Origin of the sequence: Arenimonas sp. (genome assembly GCF_041913985.1) — a bacterium.
Taxonomy (GTDB): Bacteria; Pseudomonadota; Gammaproteobacteria; order Xanthomonadales; family Xanthomonadaceae; genus Arenimonas.
The window spans coordinates 84,404-104,166 of sequence record NZ_JAYSEG010000005.1 but is presented as its reverse complement, the minus strand read 5'-3'; the positions used below and the strand labels follow the sequence as shown (position 1 = coordinate 104,166).

21 protein-coding genes are annotated in these 19,763 nt (G+C 70.2%); 4 read left to right on the top strand and 17 right to left on the bottom strand.

Going from position 1 to position 19,763, the window contains the following annotated elements:
* Nucleotides 1-145 precede the first annotated feature (145 nt).
* From ACE3Q2_RS03110 to ACE3Q2_RS03075, 8 genes are all read right to left on the bottom strand, one after another.
* Nucleotides 146-1,663: a fumarate hydratase gene (locus ACE3Q2_RS03110; protein WP_231696107.1), complete on the bottom strand. Its 1,518-nt coding sequence runs from the start codon at nt 1,661-1,663 to the stop codon at nt 146-148.
* 60 nt (nt 1,664-1,723) lie between these two features.
* A complete protein-coding gene (locus tag ACE3Q2_RS03105) occupies nt 1,724-3,619 on the bottom strand; it encodes an ATP-binding cassette domain-containing protein (protein ID WP_374472687.1) in 1,896 nt (631 codons plus the stop codon).
* A gap of 40 nt (nt 3,620-3,659) precedes the next feature.
* Nucleotides 3,660-4,049 carry a hypothetical protein gene (locus ACE3Q2_RS03100; protein ID WP_231696105.1) on the bottom strand — a complete coding sequence of 130 codons (390 nt, stop codon included), beginning with the start codon at nt 4,047-4,049 and terminating at the stop codon, nt 3,660-3,662.
* 49 nt (nt 4,050-4,098) lie between these two features.
* The gene (locus ACE3Q2_RS03095) at nt 4,099-5,658 is read right to left on the bottom strand and encodes an ABC transporter permease (RefSeq protein WP_374472684.1); all 1,560 of its coding nucleotides are present in this window, start codon (nt 5,656-5,658) and stop codon (nt 4,099-4,101) included.
* Nucleotide 5,659: 1 nt separating this feature from the next.
* Nucleotides 5,660-6,541 carry an ATP-binding cassette domain-containing protein gene (locus tag ACE3Q2_RS03090; RefSeq protein ID WP_374472682.1) on the bottom strand — a complete coding sequence of 294 codons (882 nt, stop codon included), beginning with the start codon at nt 6,539-6,541 and terminating at the stop codon, nt 5,660-5,662.
* Nucleotides 6,542-6,661: 120 nt separating this feature from the next.
* Complete coding sequence (locus ACE3Q2_RS03085; RefSeq protein ID WP_231696102.1) at nt 6,662-7,111, bottom strand: CoA-binding protein; 450 nt, start codon at nt 7,109-7,111, stop codon at nt 6,662-6,664.
* A gap of 5 nt (nt 7,112-7,116) precedes the next feature.
* Nucleotides 7,117-7,599, bottom strand: coding sequence for a peptidylprolyl isomerase (gene slyD, locus ACE3Q2_RS03080; RefSeq protein ID WP_231696101.1), 483 nt, complete (start codon nt 7,597-7,599; stop codon nt 7,117-7,119).
* A gap of 155 nt (nt 7,600-7,754) precedes the next feature.
* The gene (locus ACE3Q2_RS03075) at nt 7,755-7,964 is read right to left on the bottom strand and encodes a cold-shock protein (protein WP_231696100.1); all 210 of its coding nucleotides are present in this window, start codon (nt 7,962-7,964) and stop codon (nt 7,755-7,757) included.
* Nucleotides 7,965-8,132: 168 nt separating this feature from the next.
* Between ACE3Q2_RS03075 and ACE3Q2_RS03070 the strand changes: the two genes are divergently transcribed.
* Entirely contained in the window at nt 8,133-8,909 is a 777-nt protein-coding gene (locus ACE3Q2_RS03070) for a ferredoxin--NADP reductase (RefSeq protein WP_231696099.1), read from the top strand.
* 12 nt (nt 8,910-8,921) lie between these two features.
* On the opposite strand, the gene ACE3Q2_RS03065 is transcribed toward ACE3Q2_RS03070, so the two are convergent.
* On the bottom strand, nt 8,922-9,404 hold the full coding sequence (locus tag ACE3Q2_RS03065) for a glutathione peroxidase (protein ID WP_231696098.1): 483 nt from the start codon (nt 9,402-9,404) through the stop codon (nt 8,922-8,924).
* A gap of 131 nt (nt 9,405-9,535) precedes the next feature.
* Between ACE3Q2_RS03065 and ACE3Q2_RS03060 the strand changes: the two genes are divergently transcribed.
* Nucleotides 9,536-11,713 (top strand): M3 family metallopeptidase, encoded by a 2,178-nt coding sequence (locus tag ACE3Q2_RS03060; protein WP_374472678.1) that lies wholly within the window; start codon nt 9,536-9,538, stop codon nt 11,711-11,713.
* 196 nt (nt 11,714-11,909) lie between these two features.
* On the opposite strand, the gene ACE3Q2_RS03055 is transcribed toward ACE3Q2_RS03060, so the two are convergent.
* Both ACE3Q2_RS03055 and ACE3Q2_RS03050 read right to left on the bottom strand, forming a co-directional pair.
* Nucleotides 11,910-12,356 carry a PA2169 family four-helix-bundle protein gene (locus ACE3Q2_RS03055; protein WP_231696096.1) on the bottom strand — a complete coding sequence of 149 codons (447 nt, stop codon included), beginning with the start codon at nt 12,354-12,356 and terminating at the stop codon, nt 11,910-11,912.
* 252 nt (nt 12,357-12,608) lie between these two features.
* Entirely contained in the window at nt 12,609-13,094 is a 486-nt protein-coding gene (locus tag ACE3Q2_RS03050; protein ID WP_374472697.1) for an NUDIX domain-containing protein, read from the bottom strand.
* A 43-nt stretch (nt 13,095-13,137) separates the two neighbouring features.
* Between ACE3Q2_RS03050 and ACE3Q2_RS03045 the strand changes: the two genes are divergently transcribed.
* Nucleotides 13,138-14,379 carry a TIGR03862 family flavoprotein gene (locus tag ACE3Q2_RS03045; RefSeq protein ID WP_374472676.1) on the top strand — a complete coding sequence of 414 codons (1,242 nt, stop codon included), beginning with the start codon at nt 13,138-13,140 and terminating at the stop codon, nt 14,377-14,379.
* Between the two features lie 9 nt (nt 14,380-14,388).
* On the opposite strand, the gene ACE3Q2_RS03040 is transcribed toward ACE3Q2_RS03045, so the two are convergent.
* Together ACE3Q2_RS03040 and ACE3Q2_RS03035 are read right to left on the bottom strand one after the other, a co-directional pair.
* Nucleotides 14,389-15,267 (bottom strand): FKBP-type peptidyl-prolyl cis-trans isomerase, encoded by an 879-nt coding sequence (locus ACE3Q2_RS03040; protein WP_231696093.1) that lies wholly within the window; start codon nt 15,265-15,267, stop codon nt 14,389-14,391.
* Nucleotides 15,268-15,317: 50 nt separating this feature from the next.
* Nucleotides 15,318-16,031 carry a pseudouridine synthase gene (locus tag ACE3Q2_RS03035; protein WP_231696092.1) on the bottom strand — a complete coding sequence of 238 codons (714 nt, stop codon included), beginning with the start codon at nt 16,029-16,031 and terminating at the stop codon, nt 15,318-15,320.
* A 266-nt stretch (nt 16,032-16,297) separates the two neighbouring features.
* Here ACE3Q2_RS03035 and ACE3Q2_RS03030 point away from each other — a divergent pair, with 266 nt between their 5' ends.
* On the top strand, nt 16,298-16,480 hold the full coding sequence (locus ACE3Q2_RS03030) for a hypothetical protein (RefSeq protein WP_231696091.1): 183 nt from the start codon (nt 16,298-16,300) through the stop codon (nt 16,478-16,480).
* A 66-nt stretch (nt 16,481-16,546) separates the two neighbouring features.
* On the opposite strand, the gene dbpA is transcribed toward ACE3Q2_RS03030, so the two are convergent.
* From dbpA to ACE3Q2_RS03010, 4 genes are read right to left on the bottom strand one after another with little or no spacing between them, the layout of a single operon-like run.
* Nucleotides 16,547-17,917, bottom strand: coding sequence for an ATP-dependent RNA helicase DbpA (gene dbpA / locus ACE3Q2_RS03025; protein ID WP_374472668.1), 1,371 nt, complete (start codon nt 17,915-17,917; stop codon nt 16,547-16,549).
* Between the two features lie 34 nt (nt 17,918-17,951).
* The gene (locus ACE3Q2_RS03020; protein ID WP_374472695.1) at nt 17,952-18,554 is read right to left on the bottom strand and encodes a rhomboid family intramembrane serine protease; all 603 of its coding nucleotides are present in this window, start codon (nt 18,552-18,554) and stop codon (nt 17,952-17,954) included.
* A 31-nt stretch (nt 18,555-18,585) separates the two neighbouring features.
* Nucleotides 18,586-18,999, bottom strand: a complete 414-nt coding sequence (locus ACE3Q2_RS03015) for a hypothetical protein (RefSeq protein ID WP_374472666.1) — start codon at nt 18,997-18,999, stop codon at nt 18,586-18,588.
* 29 nt (nt 19,000-19,028) lie between these two features.
* Nucleotides 19,029-19,700, bottom strand: a complete 672-nt coding sequence (locus tag ACE3Q2_RS03010) for a glutathione S-transferase (RefSeq protein WP_231696087.1) — start codon at nt 19,698-19,700, stop codon at nt 19,029-19,031.
* Between the last annotated feature and the right edge of the window lie 63 nt (nt 19,701-19,763).

Below are 19,763 nucleotides of genomic sequence, written 5' to 3'. Positions count from 1 at the left end.
ACCCGCCCACTATTCCCAGTCACCCTTCCCAAACACCGTCGGGGGCACCCACCACCTTGCCGGGGCGGAATGCCATTGGTTTCGGGGGTTTGGCCGCCGGGGCGGCCAAACCGGGTCCGGTTCGTTCAGGCGGGGGGCGCCCCGTTCAGTCCAGGACCACCGGGATCTTGCCGATCCGGGACTGCCACTCCCGGGGGCCGGTGCGGTGCACCGACTCGCCGGTGGAGTCCACGGCCACGGTGACCGGCATGTCCTGCACCTCGAACTCGTAGATGGCCTCCATGCCCAGGTCGGCGAAGCCCACCACCCGGGCGGCCTTGATGGCCTTGGACACCAGGTAGGCGGCGCCGCCGACGGCCATCAGGTAGACCGAGCGGTGCCTGCGGATGGCCTCGATGGCCGCCGGGCCGCGCTCGGCCTTGCCCACCATGCCCATCAGGCCGGTCTGGTCCAGCACCTGCTCGGTGAACTTGTCCATGCGGGTGGCGGTGGTCGGGCCGGCCGGGCCCACCACCTCGTCGCGCACCGGGTCGACCGGGCCGACGTAGTAGATGAAGCGGCCGCGCAGGTCCACCGGCAGCGGCTCGCCCTTGTTGAGCATGTCCACCATGCGCTTGTGCGCGGCGTCGCGGCCGGTGAGCAGCTTGCCGTTGAGCAGCAGCACCTCGCCGGGCTTCCAGCTGGCGACCTCGTCGCGGGTGACGGTGTCGAGGTTCACCCGGCGGCCCTTGGAGGCGTCGTAGGTCAGCTTCGGCCAGTCTTCCAGCGAGGGCGGCTCGAGCTGCACAGGGCCGCTGCCGTCGAGCGTGAAGTGGGCGTGGCGGGTGGCGGCGCAGTTCGGAATCATCGCCACCGGCAGGTTGGCGGCGTGGGTCGGGTAGTCCTTGACCTTGATGTCGAGCACCGTGGTCAGGCCGCCCAGGCCCTGGGCGCCGATGCCCAGCGCGTTGACCTTCTCGTAAAGCTCCAGCCGCAGCTCCTCGGCGCGGTTGGACGGGCCGCGGGCCTGGAGCTCGGTGATGTCGATCGGCTCCATCAGCGCTTCCTTGGCCAGCAGCATGGCCTTCTCGGCGGTGCCGCCGATGCCGATGCCGAGCATGCCCGGCGGGCACCAGCCGGCGCCCATGGTCGGCACGGTCCTGAGCACCCAGTCGACGATGGAGTCGGAGGGGTTGAGCATGGCGAACTTCGACTTCGCCTCGCTGCCGCCGCCCTTGGCGGCCACGATCACGTCCACGGTGTCGCCCGGGACGATCTTCATGTTCACCACGCCCGGGGTGTTGTCCTTCGTGTTGGTGCGCTTGCCCGCCGGGTCGGCCAGCACCGAGGCGCGCAGCTTGTTGTCCGGGTGGTTGTAGGCGCGGCGCACGCCCTCGTGGACCATGTCCTCGACGCCCATGGTGGCGTCGGGCCAGGTCACGTTCATGCCGACCTCGAGGAACACGGTGACGATGCCGGTGTCCTGGCAGATCGGGCGGTGGCCCTCGGCGCACATGCGCGAGTTGATCAGGATCTGGGCGATCGCGTCCCTGGCGGCCGGCGACTGCTCGCGCTCGTAGGCGGCGGACAGGTTCCGGATGTAGTCGACCGGGTGGTAGTACGAGATGTACTGCAGCGCGTCGGCGATGGACTGGATGAAGTCTTCCTGCTTGATCTGGCTCACGGCGGGCGTTTTCGCTGGCGGGGAAGCCGCCATTTTACCCCGCCCCGCCCGGCAAAACCCCTAATCGAGGGCCTGCCAGCGGGCGTAGGCCTGCTCGAGCTCGGCCTGCAGCGCGGCCAGGCGGGCGTTGGTGGCGGTCACGGCCTCGGCCGGCTGCCGGTAGAACGCAGGGTCCTGGATGCTGGCCGTGAGCGCGGCGATCTCGCCGTCAAGGGCCTCGATGCGGGCCGGCAGCTCGTCGAGCTCGCGCTGCTCCTTGTAGCTGAGCTTGCGCTTGGCCGGTGCGGCCGGCGCGGGCGCCGGGGCCGGCCTGGGCGTGGGCGCCACCTGCGGCGTCAGCCGCGGCGAGGCGGCGTTCGCCGCGGCGATGCGCGCCGCCATGGGCCGCTGCCGCAGCCAGTCGCTGTAGCCGCCGACGTAGTCGCCGACGCGGCCGTTGCCTTCCATCACCAGCGAACTGGTGACCACGTTGTCGATGAATTCGCGGTCGTGCGAGACCAGGATCAGCGTGCCGGGGTAGTCGATCAGCAGCTCTTCGAGCAGCTCCAGCGTCTCCACGTCGAGGTCGTTGGTCGGCTCGTCCATCACCAGCACGTTCGAGGGCTTGGCGAACAGCTTGGCCAGCAGCAGGCGGTTGCGCTCGCCGCCGCTGAGCTTGGTGATCGGCGCCAGCGCGCGTTCGGGGCTGAACAGGAAATCCTGCAGGTAGCCCATCACGTGCTTGCGGGCGCCGTTGATCTCGATGAACTCGCGCCCTTCCGAGACGTTGTCGAGCGCGTTCCAGTCCTCGCGCAGCGCGCCGCGCAGCTGGTCGAAGAAGGCCACCTCGAGGTTGGTGCCGGTGCGGATCTCGCCCGCGGTGGGCTGCAGCTGGCCCAGCAGCAGCTTGAGCAGGGTGGTCTTGCCCGAGCCGTTGGGGCCGATCAGGCCCACCTTGTCGCCGCGCTGGATGATGGTGCTGAAACCCTTCACCAGCACGCGGTCGCCGTAGGCGAAATCGACGTCCTTGGCCTCGAACACGCGCTTTCCGGACTTGTCGGCCGAGGCCGCGGCCATGCGCACGTTGCCCTGCTGCTCGCGGCGCTCGGCGCGTTCGCGGCGCATGGCCTTGAGCGCGGTGACGCGGCCTTCGTTGCGGGTGCGCCGGGCCTTGATGCCCTGCCGGATCCACACTTCCTCCTGCGCCAGCTTCTTGTCGAACAGCGCGTTGGCCTGGGCCTCGGCGTGCAGGCGCTCCTCGCGCCGGCGCAGGAAATTTTCGTAATCGCCCGGCCAGCTGGTGACCTGGCCGCGGTCGATCTCGAGGATGCGGGTGGCCAGGTTGCGCAGGAACTGGCGGTCGTGGGTGACGAAGACCACGCTGCCGCCGAAGTTCTTCAGGAACTCTTCCAGCCAGGCGATCGATTCGATGTCCAGGTGGTTGGTGGGCTCGTCGAGCAGCAGCACGTCGGGCGCGGCCACCAGGGCCTGGGCCAGCAGCACGCGGCGCTTCATGCCGCCCGAGAGCGCGGCGAAGTCGGCGTCCTCGGGCAGGTCGAGCTTGCTGATCACCTGCTCCACGCGCTGCTCGATCTGCCAGCCGTTGCCGGCGTCGATGCGCGCCTGCACGTTGCCCAGCTCGACCATGTCGATGTCGGCGCCGTCGTGCAGCAAGTGGTGGTAGCGCGCCAGGTCGGCGCCCAGCTCGCCCAGGCCCAGCGCGACCACGTCGAACACCGTGCCGCCGAGGCCCTGCGGCACTTCCTGGGCCAGGCCGGCGATGCGGCCCTCGCGGCGCAGCACGCCGTCGTCGGGCACGATTTCGCCCGCCATCAGGCGCAGCAGGGTGGATTTGCCGGCGCCATTGCGGCCGACGATGCAGACGCGCTCGTTCGGCTCGATCGTGAGGTTCACGGCTTCGAGCAGCAGCGGTCCGCCGACGCCGTAGTCGACGCCTTGCAGGGTGATCAGGGACATGGCGCCATTCTAGCGCGCGGGCGGCCCGGCCGCCCGGGATTCAGGCGCTGCCGTGCTTTAGCCAGCGCTCCGCCATCGCCACCGAGCTGAACACGCGCCCGTTGGCGCCGCGTTCGAGGGCGAGGATCTCGCCGTGCTCCATCTGCGGCAGCAACTCGACCCGGCCGATGACGAAAGCCACCTTGAGCTTGTCCAGGCCCAGCGCGAACAGGTAGTCGACCGTGAAGGGCATGTTCCGCTCGCCCTCGAAGTCGCCCAGGTTCTCGACCACCAGAAGCTTGCGGGCGTTGCGGCGCTGGCATTCGGCCGCCACGAGGGTCCAGTAGGCTTGGGAGATTTCCTGGCTGTCGCGGGGGCCGCTGACGGCGGCGTAGAAATAGTCGGGGCGGTCTTCGAAGACGAGGCTGATGTCGGGGGGAAGGACGGTCACTGAAAGTCGCACGGGCACGGGGGCCCCTATTCTAGCGTGCGCGCCTCGCTCAGCGGCGGCGCAGCGCCAGCGGCCAGGCCACGGCGAGCAGGCCCAGGGCCGCCGGCAGCAACCAGGCGTGCCGGGCCAGGCTCAGCGCCGGGTCTAGCGTGGCGTTGAGGATGGGGTCGCCCTGCACGCCGATGTAGGCCAGGAACACTAGCGCCAGTTCGAACGGCCGCGGGTTGCGGCAGGCGGTGGACAGCGCCAGCCCCGACACGGCCACGGTGGCGCCCGCGGCCAGCAGCGCCACGCCCGCCAGGCCGCCGTCGCCGGCGAAGGCGCGCAGCAGCGCCGGCAAGGCCATGGCCCAGGCCAGGCCCAGCGACATCGCCAGCCGCGCCAGCAGCACGCGCCGCCCTGCCCCCGCGGCGCTGAAGACCAGCGCCGTGGTGCCGGTGTCGCGCTCGCGCAGGGCGCCGCGCGCGAACACATCCACGCACAGCAGCCAGGCCAGGATCACCGCGATGGCCTGCCCCTTTTCCGGCGCGAACGCCTGCACGCCCCAGAGCACGGCCAGCGCCAGCCACCAGGTCAGGCGGCGCTGGCGCAGCACCAGCTTGGCCTCGGCGGCGACCAGCCGGCCCGCCGCGAACCCTTCCAGCGGGCGCAGCAGGGCGTCGAGCCCGCGCAGCCGCAGCCCGGCGCGTTCGCCGGCCGCGCCGGTGCGCGCTTCGCTGCGCGCCGCGGCCCAGTCGAGCAGCGGCGACAGCGCCACCACGGCGGCGATGGACACCAGCAGCCACAGCGCGCGGCCCCCCAGGTCGGCCGCGCGCGGCGACCAGGCGTTCCAGTCGAAGGTGCCGATGCCGCCTTCCATCACGCTCATGCCGATGCTGAAGCCCTGCACGTCCATGCCCGGCAGGGCCGCCACCGCGTAGGCACGGATGTCGCGCATGGCCATGGCCATGCCGCTGGGTTCGCTGACCCAGGTGCTGGCGGCCCAGGCCGATTTCTCCGGGTCCAGGTCTTCCGAGAGGCTGATGAAGACGAAGATCCAGACGAAGAAGAACACCACGTTGCCGCCGCTGCGGCGCAGCCAGGGCAGCAGGTCGAACAGGATGGCGAAGAAGGCCGTGAGCGCCAGCGCCGGCATCGCGAACACCAGCGAGGGCAGCATCATCTGCCAGGGCGACAGCGCGGTCGATTCGCCCAGGTGCCACTGCGCGGCCAGGCCAACGCAGAGTCCAACGGCGACGATCGCGCCGAACACCACCATGTGGCTGGCCCATTTCGCCAGCAGGTAGGCGGGCCGGGTCATGGGCGTGGCGACCAGCAGCTGCCAGACCCGCGTCTCGAAATCGCGCGCCAGGGTTCCGCGCACGATGTAGAAACCGAACAGCGACAGCATGCTCGCGTACATCAGGCCCAGCACCATGCCGATCCAGGCGCTGGAGTACAGGCCGCGCGAGTTGCCGATGGCCACCGTGACGTATCCCGCCTCCTTCGGCGGGAAGAAGCCCCAGGTGGCGATGGCGACGCCCGCCAGAACCACCCAGAAGCGGGTGCCGCGGCTGCGCTCGCGGAAGTCGGCGACGACGATCGCGAAAAAACGCCGCAGCGCGTCCATGTCAGCGCGCCCCGTGGCGGTCGAGCAGCCAGAGGTAGGCGTCTTCCAGGCTGGGCTCGACTTCGAGGGCGCCCGGACCCGGCGCCGCCTCGGACACCACGCGCAGGCGGATGCCGTCGGGCCGGCGCAGCGAACTGCTGACGGCCAGCCGGGCGCGCGCCTCGGCCAGCCCGGCCTCGGGCACGGTCCAGTCCCAGGCGTGGCCGCGGGCCTGCGCCACCAGCGCCTCGGGCTCGCCGTGGAACAGGCGCCGGCCCCTGGCCATCACCGCCAGCGTGGTCGCGCTGGCCTCGATGTCGGAAACGATGTGCGTCGAGAGGATCACCAGGCGCTGGCCGGCCAGGTCGGTGATCAGGTGCCGGAAGCGCAGGCGCTCCTCGGGGTCCAGGCCCACCGTGGGTTCGTCCACGATCAGCAGCTTCGGGTCGTTGAGCAGGGCCTGGGCGATGCCCACGCGCTGGCGCATGCCGCCGGAAAAGCCGCCCAGGCGCCGGTCGGCGGCCTCGGACAGGCCCACCATCGCCAGGCAGTCGTCGACCCGGCCGCGCGCCACGCCCGAGGGCAGCCCCTTCACCGCGGCCAGGTAGGCCAGGAATTCACGCGCGCTCAGCGCCGGGTAGACGCCGAAGTCCTGCGGCAGGTAACCCAGCTCGGCGCGCAGTGCGTCCGGTTTGCCGGCGGTGTCCACCCCGTTCCACAGCACGTGGCCGCTGCCGGGCCGCGCCAGCGTGGCCAGGATGCGCATGAGCGTGGATTTGCCGGCGCCATTGGGACCCAGCAGGCCCAGGATGCCCGGCCCCAGCGCCAGGTCGACGCCCGCCAGGGCCTCGTGGCCGTTCGGATACCGGTAACCCACGCCTTCGACGCGCAACTCGCAAGCCATGACACCCCCACGCAATGGACGATCGGCGGCGGGGCGATCAGGTCACCCGGCCTTGCTTCGACTTTGCGGGAAGGCGCGCTTGCCGGCACGTGCCGGTGCGCAGGGTGACGCCTGGCAGGGTCAGCGGGCGCCGAGCAGGCGCTGGTGGTCGACCAGGATGCAGCGGTCCTGCACCACGTCGATGCCGGCAGCCAGCAGGGCGGCGGCGAAGGCGTCGTCGCGGATGCCCAGCTGCAGCCACACGGCCTGGGGGCGCTTGGCCAGGATGTCGTCGAGGTGCGGCGCCAGGTCCTTCGAACGACGGAACACGTTCACCAGGTCCACGTCGCCGGGGATGTCGGCCAGGCGGCGGAACACCGGCCGGCCGAGGATGCGCTCGACCTCGGGGTAGTACACCGGCACCGGCACGATCTCGTAGCCGGCGCGCTCCATGTAGCGCGGCACGTCGATGGAAGGCTGGCCGCGCTGGGCTTCGGTCTTGATGCCGAGCACGGCGATGCGCCGCACCCGGCCGAGCAGCTCGCGCAGCCCGGCGTCGTCGTTGATGAGCTTGCCGGGCGCGTTCGCCATGGCGGTCAGTGGTGGTGGCCGCCGGCGCCGTGCACGTGGCCGTGCAGGACTTCCTCGACGCTGGCCTCGCGCACGTCGACCACTTCGATGGCGAAGTTGAGGTTCTGGCCGGCCAGCGGGTGGTTGCCGTCGACGGTGACCATGCCGTCCTCGATCTTGGCGATCACCACCGAGATGGCGCCCTGCGGGGTCTGGGCCTGGAACTGCATGCCGACCTCGAGCTCGTCGACGCCCTGGAAGGCTTCGCGCGGCACCACCTGGATCAGCATCTCGTTCGGGGTGCCGTAACCTTCTTCCGGCGACACCACGACGTCGAACTTGTCGCCCGCGCTGCGGCCCTCGAGCGCCTTCTCCAGGCCCGGCACGATGTTGCCGGCGCCGTGCAGGTAGGCCAGCGGCTGGGCGCCGGCCGAGGAGTCGATGACCTTGCCCGCGTCGTCGGTCAGGGTGTAGTGGAAGGACGCGACGGTGCGCTCGGCGATCTGCATGGAATGACCTCGGGGGATGCCGGCCGGGAACCCGGCGGCGGGAGAATGGGCGCATAGGCTAGGCCATGCGCCGGGCCGGCGCAAATCGCGGCCCCGGAAAAACCAAGGCCCCGGTCGTCTCCGACCGGGGCCTGGCGGGGCGACGGCGTGGCGCCTTACAGCGGCTGCACTTCGTCCGCCTGCATGCCCTTCTGGCCCTTCACGACCTTGAAGGAGACCTTCTGGCCTTCCTGCAGGGACTTGAAGCCGGTGCCCTGGATGGAGCGGAAGTGGACGAACACGTCCTCGCCGCTCTCGGGGGTGATGAAGCCAAAGCCCTTGGCGTCGTTGAACCACTTCACGGTGCCGGTCTGACGGTCAGACATATCTCATTCCTTGTAACGGTAAGTTGGGTACCCACGATCGGCCGTGCAACCCGGCAACCGCAGTCCGCCGAACATACCCGCTTACGACGCCGAAAGCGAATGCTTTAGAATAATGGGTTATCGGACCGCCCGCCGCCGCCCGCCGGTCCCCCACCCCACGGGTTCCCCATGTCCGCCTTCGCCACCGAGCGTGTCCTCACCGTCCGCCACTGGACCGACGCCTATTTCAGCTTCACCACCACCCGCGACGACGGCCTGCGCTTCGACAACGGCCAGTTCGTGATGATCGGCCTGGAGGTCAACGGCAAGCCGCTGATGCGCGCCTACTCCATCGCCAGCGCCAACTGGGAGGAGCACCTGGAGTTCTTCTCCATCAAGGTGCCCGACGGCCCGCTCACCTCGCGCCTGCAGCACATCCAGCCCGGCGACGACCTGCTGGTGAGCCGCAAGCCCACCGGCACCCTGCTCATTTCCGACCTGCACCCGGGCCGCAACCTGTACCTGCTGGCCACCGGCACCGGACTGGCGCCGTTCCTGGGCGTCATCAAGGACCCGGAGACCTACGAGCGCTTCGAGCGGGTCATCCTGACCCACGGCGTGCGCAACGTGGCCGACCTGGCCTACCACGACTACATCACCCGCGAACTGCCGCGGCACGAATACCTGGGCCCGGTGATCAGCGAGAAGCTGCTCTATTACCCGGCCGTGAGCCGCGAACCCTTCCGCCACCCGGGCCGCCTGACCACCCTGCTCGATTCCGGGCAGATGCAGCGTGACCTCGGCCTGGATGCCCTGGACCCGGCCCGCGACCGCGCCATGATCTGCGGCAGCCCCCAGATGCTGGCCGACTTCCGAGCCATCCTCGACGGCCGCGGCTTCAGCGCCGCGCCGCGCATCGGCACGCCCGGCGAATACGTGTTCGAGCGCGCCTTCGTCGAGAAGTGAGCCGCGCCGGGCTCAGCCCAGCGCCTTCTCGATGTCCTTCGCCATCGACTCCGGCTTGTCGGTCGGCGCGTAGCGCTTGATGACCCGGCCGTCTCGGCCGACCAGGAACTTGGTGAAGTTCCACTTGATGCCTTCCAGGCCCAGCAGCCCGGACTTCTCCGACTTCAGCCACTTCCACAACGGGTGGGTATTGCCGCCGTTGACCTCGACCTTGGCGAACATCGGGAAGCTGACGTCGTAGGTGAGCGAGCAGAAGTTGCGGATCTCGGCCTCGTCGCCCGGCTCCTGGTGGCCGAACTGGTCGCAGGGGAAACCCAGCACCACCAGGCCGCGGCTGCCGTAGTCGCGCCAGAGCTTCTCCAGGCCGGTGTACTGGGGCGTGAAGCCGCACTTGGAGGCGGTGTTCACCACCAGCAGCACCTTGCCGCGCCAGGCGTCGAGGGACTGGGGCTGGCCGTCGAGGGTGGTGGCGGAAAAATCGAAGGCGGTGGTCATGGCGGGCTCCGGGACGGGATGCGGCCAGCCTAACCCAAGCCGGGCACCCCTGCCTTTCGTCATGGGGCCGTAACCGGGGCTTGCGCTACCCTCTGGGGTTTCCCGCCCCACCCTGCTCCCGAGGAACCCGAATGAATTCCAGCAAGCCGCTTGCCCTGGCCGCCGCCATCGCCCTGGGCCTTTCCCTGTCCGCCTGCCAGCAGGCCGAGTCGCCGCAGGCGCCCGCCGCCGAGGAAAGCGCCACCGCCGCGCCGGCCGCCGACAACCCGTTCTTCGTGGTGAGCGAGCTGCCGTACCAGATGCCCGCCTTCGACAAGATCAAGGACGAGCACTACGCCCCGGCGCTGGAGCGCGGCATGAGCGAGCAGCGCGCCGAGATCGACGCCATCGCCAACAACGCCGAGGCCCCGAGCTTCGAGAACACCATCGTCGCGATGGAAAAGACCGGCGCCCTGCTCAACCGCACCGCGGCCGTGTTCGGCAACCTCGCCGGCGCCCACACCAATGAAACCATCCAGAAGGTGCAGGCCGAGTTCGCGCCGAAGTTCGCCGCCCACCAGGACGCCATCCTGCTCGACGGCAAGCTCTTCGCCCGCATCAAGGCGCTGCACGACCAGCGCGATTCGCTGGGCCTGGACCCGGAGTCCAGGCGCCTGCTCGAGCGCTACTACATTGATTTCGTGCGCGCCGGCGCCAACCTGTCGGACGCCGACAAGGAGACGCTCAAGGGCATGAACGCCGAGCTGGCCAGCCTGGCCACCACCTTCAGCCAGAACGTGCTCAAGGAAGTGAACGCCTCGGGCGTGCTGGTGGACGACGTGGCCAAGCTCGACGGCCTGCCGGCCGAGGCCATCACCGCCGCCGCCGAGGCCGCCAAGGCCGCCGGCAAGGAAGGCCAGTACCTGATCGCCCTGCAGAACACCTCGGGCCAGCCGCCGCTGACCAACCTCACCAACCGCGAGCTGCGCCAGCAAATCATGGCCGCTTCGCTGGCCCGCGGCGCCCGCGGCAACGAGTTCGACAACCGCGAGATCGTGGCGCGCGTCGCCAAGCTGCGCGCCGAACGCGCCGCCCTGCTCGGCTACGACAACCATGCCGACTACATCCTCGAGGACGAGACCGCCGGCAGCGTCGAGGCCGTCAACAAGCTGATGTCCGACCTGGCCCCGGCCGCCGTGGCGAACGCCCGCCGCGAGGCCGCCGAGATGCAGGCCATCATCGACGCCGAAAACGGCGGCTTCCAGCTCGAGGCCGCCGACTGGGCCTTCTACGCCGAGAAGGTGCGCCAGCAGAAGTACGCCTTCGACGAATCGCAGCTGCGCCCCTACTTCGAGATCGACAACGTGCTGGTCAACGGCGTCTTCCATGCCGCCAACCAGCTCTACGGCCTGGAGTTCAAGGAGCGCACCGACCTGCCGACCTACCACCCGGACGTGCGCGTGTGGGAGGTGTTCGAGGCCGACGGCACCCCGCTGGGCCTGTTCCTGGGCGACTTCTACGCCCGCCCGAGCAAGCGCGGCGGCGCCTGGATGAACGCCTACGTGCCGCAGAACGGCCTGACCGGCAGCAAGCCGGTGGTGGCCAACCACCTCAACATCCCGAAGCCGTCCGAAGGCCAGCCCACCCTGCTGACCTTCGACGAGGTCACCACCATGTTCCATGAGTTCGGCCATGCCCTGCACGGCCTGTTCTCGAACGTGAAGTACCCGCAGTTCTCGGGCACCTCGGTGCCGCGCGACTTCGTCGAGTACCCGTCGCAGGTGAACGAGATGTGGGCCACCTACCCGTCGGTGCTGGCCAACTACGCCAAGCACTACCAGACCGGCGAACCCATCCCGCAGGAACTTCTGGACAAGGTGATGGCCGCCGAGCAGTACGGCCAGGGCCACGCCACCACCGAATACCTGGCCGCGGCCATGCTCGACCAGAAGTGGCACCAGCTCACCGCCGACCAGGTGCCCACCGACACCCTGGCCTTCGAAGCCGAGGCGCTCAAGGCCGTGGGCCTGGACTACGCGCCGGTGCCGCCGCGTTACCGCAGCACCTACTTCTCGCACATCATGGGCGGCTACTCGGCGGGCTACTACGCCTACCTGTGGTCCGAAGTGCTCGACGCCGAGTCGGTGGAGTGGTTCAAGGAAAGCGGCGGCCTCAAGCGCGAGAACGGCGACCACTTCCGCCAGACCCTGCTCTCGCGCGGCGGCAGCGTGGACGCCATGCAGCTGTTCCGCGACTTCCGCGGCCGCGACCCGGAAGTGGGCCCGCTGCTGGTCCGCCGCGGCCTGGACGAGCCCGTCGGCAGCAAGTAAGCCGCCGGTTCGGGGCACAAAAAAACCGCCCGGGCGACCGGGCGGTTTTTATTTTTTGAACGCGGATCAAAGCGGATGAAACACGGATAAACACGGATAAAGCGCAATCAATTCAAAACGCCTTATCCGCGTTCATTGCTCTCAAATCAGATTTGATCCGTGTTCATGGCTTTTTAAACAGCCGAAGCCGAGGGACTCAGGCGTTGCGCTGGCAGGCGCGCAGTTCCTTGTTCAGGACTTCGGCCTTGCTGACGTACTGCTTGGCGAGCACGCGGACCACGAAGCTGTGGTCGCGGTCGAGCACGACCTTCTGGAAGGTGGTCTGCAGCTGGCCTTCGATCTCGGCCATGCGCAGGTAGCGCTCCGAGGCCGACTCCGGCCACTGCTTGCGCAGGCCGGCGTACACCTTGCTGAGTTCGCCGAGGCTGCTGGGCGGCTTCTTGGCGGTCTTCTTCGCGGCCTTGGCCGGGGCCTTGATCTCGCCCGACAGCTCCTGCGCCAGCTCCGACTTGGCCTTGGCCAGGCGGGTGAACAGGGTGCTGAGTTTCTTGTCCTTCACCTTCTGCGCCGCTTCTTCGTAAAACGCGATCCCGTCCTCGCTGATCTCGATGAGGTCGGAAATGCTGTTGGTGGTGTCGGTCATGCGGCGCTCCTTGGCGTGATGAAAGGACAGCGCGATCGTCCCGCGGCCCAGGCCAGGCGACGGAATGCCCCGGGAAGCGGGGCCAGGCGATCACGAAGGAAAGCAAAGCCGGGACAAACCCGAGGGTTGCGGTTTGCCACCCGTTAAGGATACGCCGGGGGGCGTAAAATTTAGGTTATCCGGCCGGCCGCCTGCATTTCAAACGCCTGATTAAAGCTGTTTTGGCGAATTTGAATGACGTTGGCTGCACGATCACCGCGAATAGGACCACGACACCATCCGCCCCGCCCGGTAGGGCATCACCCCGTGGAAGGGCCGCGGGTCCGCGTCGAACACCAGGGGCAGGAAATTCCGGTCCCCTTCCCACAGAGGCAGTTCCCCCAGCCGGTCGAGTTCCACCCAATGCAGGTCGCCCTCGGCGTTGCGGGCCGGCGGGTCGCCGGAGAAGGCGTCCACCACGAAGATGAAACCCAGCCAGTCCTCGCCGTGCTTGCCGAAGCCGGGCCAGCTGATGGTGCCGCGCAGGCGCAGCGACAGGCATTCGATGCCGGCCTCCTCGCGAATCTCGCGGCGCAGGCCGGCCATGACGTCTTCGTCGGGCTCGAGCTTGCCGCCCAGGCCGTTGTACTTGCCCAGGTGGTTGTCGCCGGGGCGGGCGTTGCGGTGCACCATCAGGCAGCGGCGGCCGTCGGCGGAAAGCACGTAGCCGAGGGTGGCGACGATCGGTGTGTAGGGCACGCAGGGCTCGGCGGTCGGGGTGGCCAGCAAGCATAATCGCAACATGCACGCGACTTCCCTCCCCGGCCTCGCCGTCATCGGCGGCGGCCCCGCCGGCCTGATGGCGGCCGAAACCGCCCGCGCCGCCGGCTTCGAGGTGGACCTGTTCGATGCCAAGGGCTCGGTCGGCCGCAAGATGCTGGTGGCCGGCAAGGGCGGCCTGAACCTGACCCACTCCGAACCGCTCCCGCGCTTCGTCTCGCGCTTCGGCGCGCGCGGCGCCGAGGTCGGCGCCTGGCTGGCGCGGATGGACGCCGAGGCCCTGCGCGCCTGGGCCGCCGGCCTGGGCGTGCCCACCTTCGTGGGCAGTTCCGGCCGCGTGTTCCCGGAAGACCTCAAGGCGGCGCCGCTGCTGCGTGGCTGGGTGCGCCGGCTGCGCGAGCAGGGCGTGCGCTTCCACGTGCTGCACCGCTGGCGCGGCCTGGGGCCGGGCGGCGAGCATGTCTTCGACACCCCCGACGGCGAGAAACGCTTCCAGGCCGCGGCCAGCGTGCTGGCGATGGGCGGCGGCAGCTGGCCCGAACTGGGCTCGGACGGCGCCTGGGTGGCCCCGCTGGCCGCCGCCGGCGCCGACGTGGCGCCGCTGCAGCCGGCCAACTGCGGTTTCGACGTGGGCTGGAGCGAACACTTCGCCCGCCGCCATGCCGGCGCGCCCATCAAGCCCGTGCGCCTGGCCCTGGGCTGGGAAGACCCGCCGCGCTGGCGCCAGGGCGAATGCGTGGCCACCGCCACGGGCCTGGAAGGCAGCCTGGTGTATTTCCTCTCCGCTGCGCTGCGCGAGCGCATCGCCAGCCACGGCGAGGCGGTGCTGCTGATGGACCTGGTGCCGGGCCGCGAGCTGGCGCGGCTGGGACAGGACCTGTCGCGCCCGCGCAAGGGCCGCAGCCTCAGCGAATTCCTGCGCCGCAGCGCCGGCCTGGAAGGCGTGAAGGCGGCGCTGCTGCGCGAAGTGCTGCCACCCGAGGTGCTCGCCGGCGACGCCGCCTCCCTCGCCCGCGCCATCAAGTCGCTGCCGGTGAGGCTGAAAGCGGCGCGCCCGATCGCCGAGGCCATTTCCAGCGCCGGCGGCGTGCGCCTGGAAGCCCTGGACGAACACCTGATGCTGCGCGCCCGCCCCGGCCTGTTCCTGGCCGGCGAAATGCTCGACTGGGAAGCCCCGACCGGCGGCTACCTGCTCACCGCGAGCTTCGCCAGCGGCAAGGTGGCCGGCGAAGGCGCCGCGGCCTGGCTGCGGGCGCGGCGCTGAGGCGGCGGCTTACTCCTCCGGCACGGCCTCGGGGTCTTCGGTGGCCACCTGGCCGCCACCGGCCGGCATCGGCTTGCCGAAGCCGTACAGCGTGACGTCGAACACCAGCATGCCGCGCGGCGCGCCCGGCGAGGGCGCGTTGTCGTAGGCCAGCGCGCCGGGGATCCAGAACCGGAACGTGTCGCCGCGCGACATCAGCTGCAGGCCCTCCTGCCAGCCGTCGATCAGCGCCCGGAGCGGGAGGGTGGCGCGGCTGCCGCGCTGCACCGAGCTGTCGAACACCCTGCCGTCGGTGGTCCAGCCGGTGTAGTGGATCATCACCGCGTCGTCGAGCGTGGGCCGGGAACCACCGCGGCCGCGCTTGATCACCTTGTAGGCCAGGCCCGTGGCGGTGCGGATGGCGTCGGCCGGCGGCGCGGCCACGTCGGCGGGGGCCTTGGTCGGGTCAACCTCGCGCAGCACGGTCACGTCCAGCACGTGCGGCAGGTCGGGCATGCCGGGGTAGCCGGGCTTCATGCGCTCGGCGTCGAACCACCAGCGCCGGGTCTCGCCGATGGGCGTGCTCATGATGGCGCGCGCCAGCGCCGGCTGGCCGCTCATGATGCGCCGCATCGAGCCCAGGATCGGGCCGCTCTGCTCGCCGTTGATGCGCGTCTCCCCGTCGGCGCTCCAGGCGTTGGCCCGGAACTCGATCATGTCGGTGGTGGGCAGCACCTGCGGCTTGGGCGCCGGCTTGAGCACCACGTAGGCCACGCCGGTGGCCGTGGGGATCGCCTCCTTGGGCGGCGCGTCCAGCGGGCTGGGCGCGGGCAGCGGCTTGACCTGCGCGGCCACGGGCAGCGCGAGCAGCAGCAGGCACGGGAGGAAAACGCGGCGCAACAGGGACATCCATCGACTCCGGGCTGAAACCAAGGGGCCGAAGGTTAGCAGACCGCCGCTTACCAGTCGGTGTTTTCCGGCAACAGCCCGCGCAGCTCGGCTTCGGTGAGGTTGCGCCAGCGGCCGGGCTTGAGCTCGCCCAGGCGCACGTTGGCGATGCGGATGCGGCGCAGCTGGGTGACCCGGTAGCCGAAGGCCGCGGCCATCAGGCGGATCTGCCGGTTCAGGCCCTGGGTGAGCACGATGCCGAAGCCGAAGCGGGCGATCTTGCGGGTCTTGCAGGGCAGCGTCAGCTGGCCGTGGATGCGCACGCCCTTCGCCATGCCGCGCAGGAAATCGTCGGTCACCGGCTGGTTCACGCCCACCAGGTACTCCTTTTCCTTCTTTTCCTCGGCGCGCAGGATCTTGTTGACGATGTCGCCGTTGCTGGTGAGCAGGATCAGGCCCTCGGAATCCTTGTCCAGGCGGCCGATGGGGAAAATGCGCTGCTCGTGGCCGACGAAGTCGACGATGTTGCCCTTCACCGTGGTGTCGGTGGTGCAGGTGATGCCCACCGGCTTGTTGAGCGCGATGTACACGTGGCGGCGGCCGCCGGCGCGGGCCTCGCGCTTCTTCAGGGGCTGGCCGTCCACCTCCACCACGTCGCCCTCGGCCACCTGGGTGCCGATGCCGGCGCGCTGCCCGTTCACCGTCACCCGGCCCTCGGCGACCAGCCGGTCGGCCTCGCGGCGGGAGCAGTAGCCGGTGTCGGAAATGTGCTTGTTGACTCGCATGGGTTCGCCGGAGGTGCCGCACTGCGTCAGAAGTGGCGCGCATGCTGGCATGGCGCCGGGGGCAAGTCACGCCGGCAGGCCGCGGGCCGGCTTGTGGCGGGGCCGGGGGCTGGCCCGAACATCTTGGGGTCGGCGGTCGGGTTCCGTGACCTGTCCGCCAGTTTCACGGCGTTGGAGTGGGATGTGGCCGGGGTTCCCCCCGGGCTGGCACGGAATATGCAGCGCCTTGCCTGCAAGCCAACCCCCCGACCACCCGGAGCCGAACCATGGGCATTGTCATCCCCTTCCCCGCCAAGCAGGTCCTCGACGACGAACTCGCCATCCAGCTCTGGGAGCTGGTGATGGCCGGTGAAATCGGCACGCCCGAGTACCGCCGCCTGGACGCCGAGATCAACCGCCGCCGGGCCCAGCGCGAACCGCGCGCTGCCGGCGGCCATCCGCGGGGCTGAACCCATGCCGGGTTCCCCCTGCACGCGCTGGGCGCGGCGCGCCCGCGCCCGCCCGCGCCACCGCCGTCAGCCGAGCTTCCGGATCCTGAAGCTGCGGCCCTTGACCTTGCCCGTGCGCAGCCTGTCCATGGCCTTCTGGGCCTGGCTGCGTTCGATGGCCACGTAGGTCCGGGTCGGGAACGCGGCGATCTTGCCGATCGCCGCCGCGGCCAGGCCGCCTTCGCCGGTCAGCGCGCCCACCACGTCTCCGGGGCGCAGCTTGTCCTGCCGGCCGGCGTCGATCACCAGCGTCACCATCGGCGCCGCCGCGGGCCGCGGCGCCTTGCGCGAGAGGTCGATGCGCTCCCAGCGCACGGCCTTGCCCAACTGCTCCTCGATGCCGATGACGCGGCGGCGGTCTTCGCCCGACACCAGGGCCAGGGCCAGGCCGTCCTGCCCGGCGCGGCCGGTGCGGCCGATGCGGTGGGTGTGGATGTCGGTGTCGCTGGCCAGGCCGTGGCTCACCACCACCGGCAGGCCGGCGATGTCGAGGCCGCGGGCGGCCACGTCGGTGGCCACCAGCACGGTGCAGCTGCGGTTGGCGAACTGCACCAGCACTTCGTCGCGCTCACGCTGGTCGAGGTCGCCGTGCAGGGCCAGGGCGGCGAAGCCGCGCTGCTGAAGTTCGTCGCACACCTGCTGCACGTCGCGGCGGGTATTGCAGAACACCAGCGCCGACTCCGGCTGCAGCTCGCCCAGCAGCAGCGCGATGGCGTCCACCTTGCGCGGCGGCTCCACTTCGTAGAAACGCTGCTCGATGGCCTCGGAGGCGTCGCCGCCGATGGTCACTTCCTCCGGCTCGCGCTGGAAACGCGCGCCCAGGGCGCGGATGCCCTCGGGGAAGGTGGCGGAGAACAGCAGCGTCTGCCGCTCCTTCGGGGCTTGGCCCAGGATGCCGGCGATGGCGTCGGCGAAGCCCATGTCGAGCATGCGATCGGCTTCGTCGAGCACCGCCACGCGCACCTCGTCGAGCTTGAGCGCGCCTTCGTCCATCAGCTCCTGGATGCGGCCCGGCGTGCCCACCACCACGTGCGGCGGGTGCGTGAGCGAAGCCAGGTGCGGGCGCAGCGGCACGCCGCCGCAGAACACCGAGAGCTTGAGGTTGGGCAGGAAACGCGCCAGCCGGCGGATTTCCTTGCCCACCTGGTCGGCCAGTTCGCGCGTGGGGCACAGCACCAGCGACTGCACGGCGATGCGCGAGGGGTCGACCCTGGACAGCAGGGCCAGGCCGAAGGCCGCGGTCTTGCCGCTGCCGGTGCGGGCCTGGGCGGTCACGTCGCGGCCGGCCAGCATGGGCGGCAGGCTGGCCGCCTGCACCGGGGTCATGGCGTGGTATTCGAGCACGCTCAGGGCCTGGAGCAGCGCGGGCGAAAGGGAAAGCTGCGAGAAGTCGGTCATGCCGCATTCTCGCACGCCCGGGTGGAGCCCCGGCTCAGGACGGGTCGAGCAGGGCCGCGAGAAAGTGCTGCAGCACCCGCGGCTCCATCAGCACCGTGAAGAGCACGCCGTAGGCCGCGCCCGCCAGGTGGGCGCTGTGGTTGACCTTGTCGGCCTGCCGGCGGTTGGCCCAGACCGAGTAGCCGGTGTAGAGCACCGCGAAAACGATGGCCGGCACCGGCACCACGTAAACGTAGATCGTCGCCCACGGCTGCAGCAGGATGAAGGCGAACAGCACCGCCGACACCGCGCCCGAGGCGCCCAGCGTGGCGTAGTCGGGGTCGTGCCTGTGCCGCAGGTAGCTCGGCAGCGCCGACACCACCAGCGCCGAGACGTAGAAGCCCAGGAAGCCGAAGCTGCCCAGGTAGCCGGCGAAGAAGCCCTCCATCGCCCGCCCGAAGAAGTACAGCGTGAACATGTTGAACAGCAGGTGCGGGAAATCGCCGTGCACCAGGCCGTAGCCGACGAAGCGGTGGTATTCATGGCCGCGCGTCACCGCGGGCGGCCACAGCATCAGCCGCTGCACCAGCGCGTGGTTGCCGAAGCCAAGCCACGACACCAGCGCCGTGACGGCGATGATGCCGATAGTGAAACCCAGTTCCATCGAGAGTCCCTTCCCTGCGTGGGTGTCAGCCCTTGCCCATGGGCAGGCGCTTGCCGTCCTTGGTCAGTATCTCGCATTCGCCCGTCCAGGCCGGCTGGGCCGAGGTGGAGCCGGTCATGCGGCCTTCGGCCAGCGCGCGGAACTCGGCGGCCAGGCCGGCGCGGCCTTCCTTCGAGAGCTTGCACTCCATGCGCATTTCGCCGGGCATGGTCTGCGAATAGGCGCAGGCGCCGTCCTGCTCGCCGGCCACCACGTGCTCGATGGTGAAGCCCTTCATGAACGGGTGCGGCGCCTGGTGGCTGGCGGCGCGGCAGGCCTCGATGGCCTCGGCGAAGGCGCGGTCGGCGGCGCCCGGCTCGGGCGCGGCGGGCGCCGGCTCAAGGGCAGCGGCGGCGGCGGTGGCGAGGGCAAGCAGCAGGAACAGCGGACGGTGGCTCATGGCGATCTCTCCGGTTCGGGGGGCCGCGTTCAGCGCATCAGTTCGTAGGGCCCGCCCTTCTCCAACGCACGCCGGTAGGCCGGGCGGTCGTGGATGCGGGCCAGGAAGGCCCGGAGCCGCGGGTGCGCGTCGGTGAGCGCGCCGCGGGCCTGGGCGGCCTCCAGCGGGAAGCTCATCTGGATGTCGGCGGCGCTGAACCGGTCGCCGGCGAACCAGGGCGAGCGCGCCAGCTCGCCCTCCATGTAATCCACGTGCAGGCGCAGCTGCGGGCCGATGAAGTCGGCCATCACCTTGTCGGCGATGGCCCGGGCGATGGGCCGCACGAAGAACGGCGCCGGCGCCGAGCGCACCCTGGAAAACACCAGGCTCATCAGCAGCGGCGGCATGGCCGAGCCTTCGGCGTAGTGCATCCAGTAGCGCAGGCGCCGCCATTCCGGCGTGCCCGGCGGCGGCAGCAGGCGGTCGGCACCATGGGTTTCCGCCAGGTATTCGACGATGGCGCCCGATTCGGCCAGCACCAGCGCCCCGTCCTCGAGCACCGGCGACTTGCCCAGCGGGTGCACGGCGCGCAACGCAGCCGGCGCCAGCATGGTCCTGGGGTCGCGCTCGTAGCGCACCACCTCGTAGGGCAGGCCCAGCTCTTCGAGCAGCCACAGCACGCGCTGCGAACGGGAGTTGTTGAGGTGGTGGACCTTGATCATGGGCTTCCCCGTCGGCGAGCCGGCAGCATAACGCCGCCGCCGTTCCGCGACGATTTCGCCGGG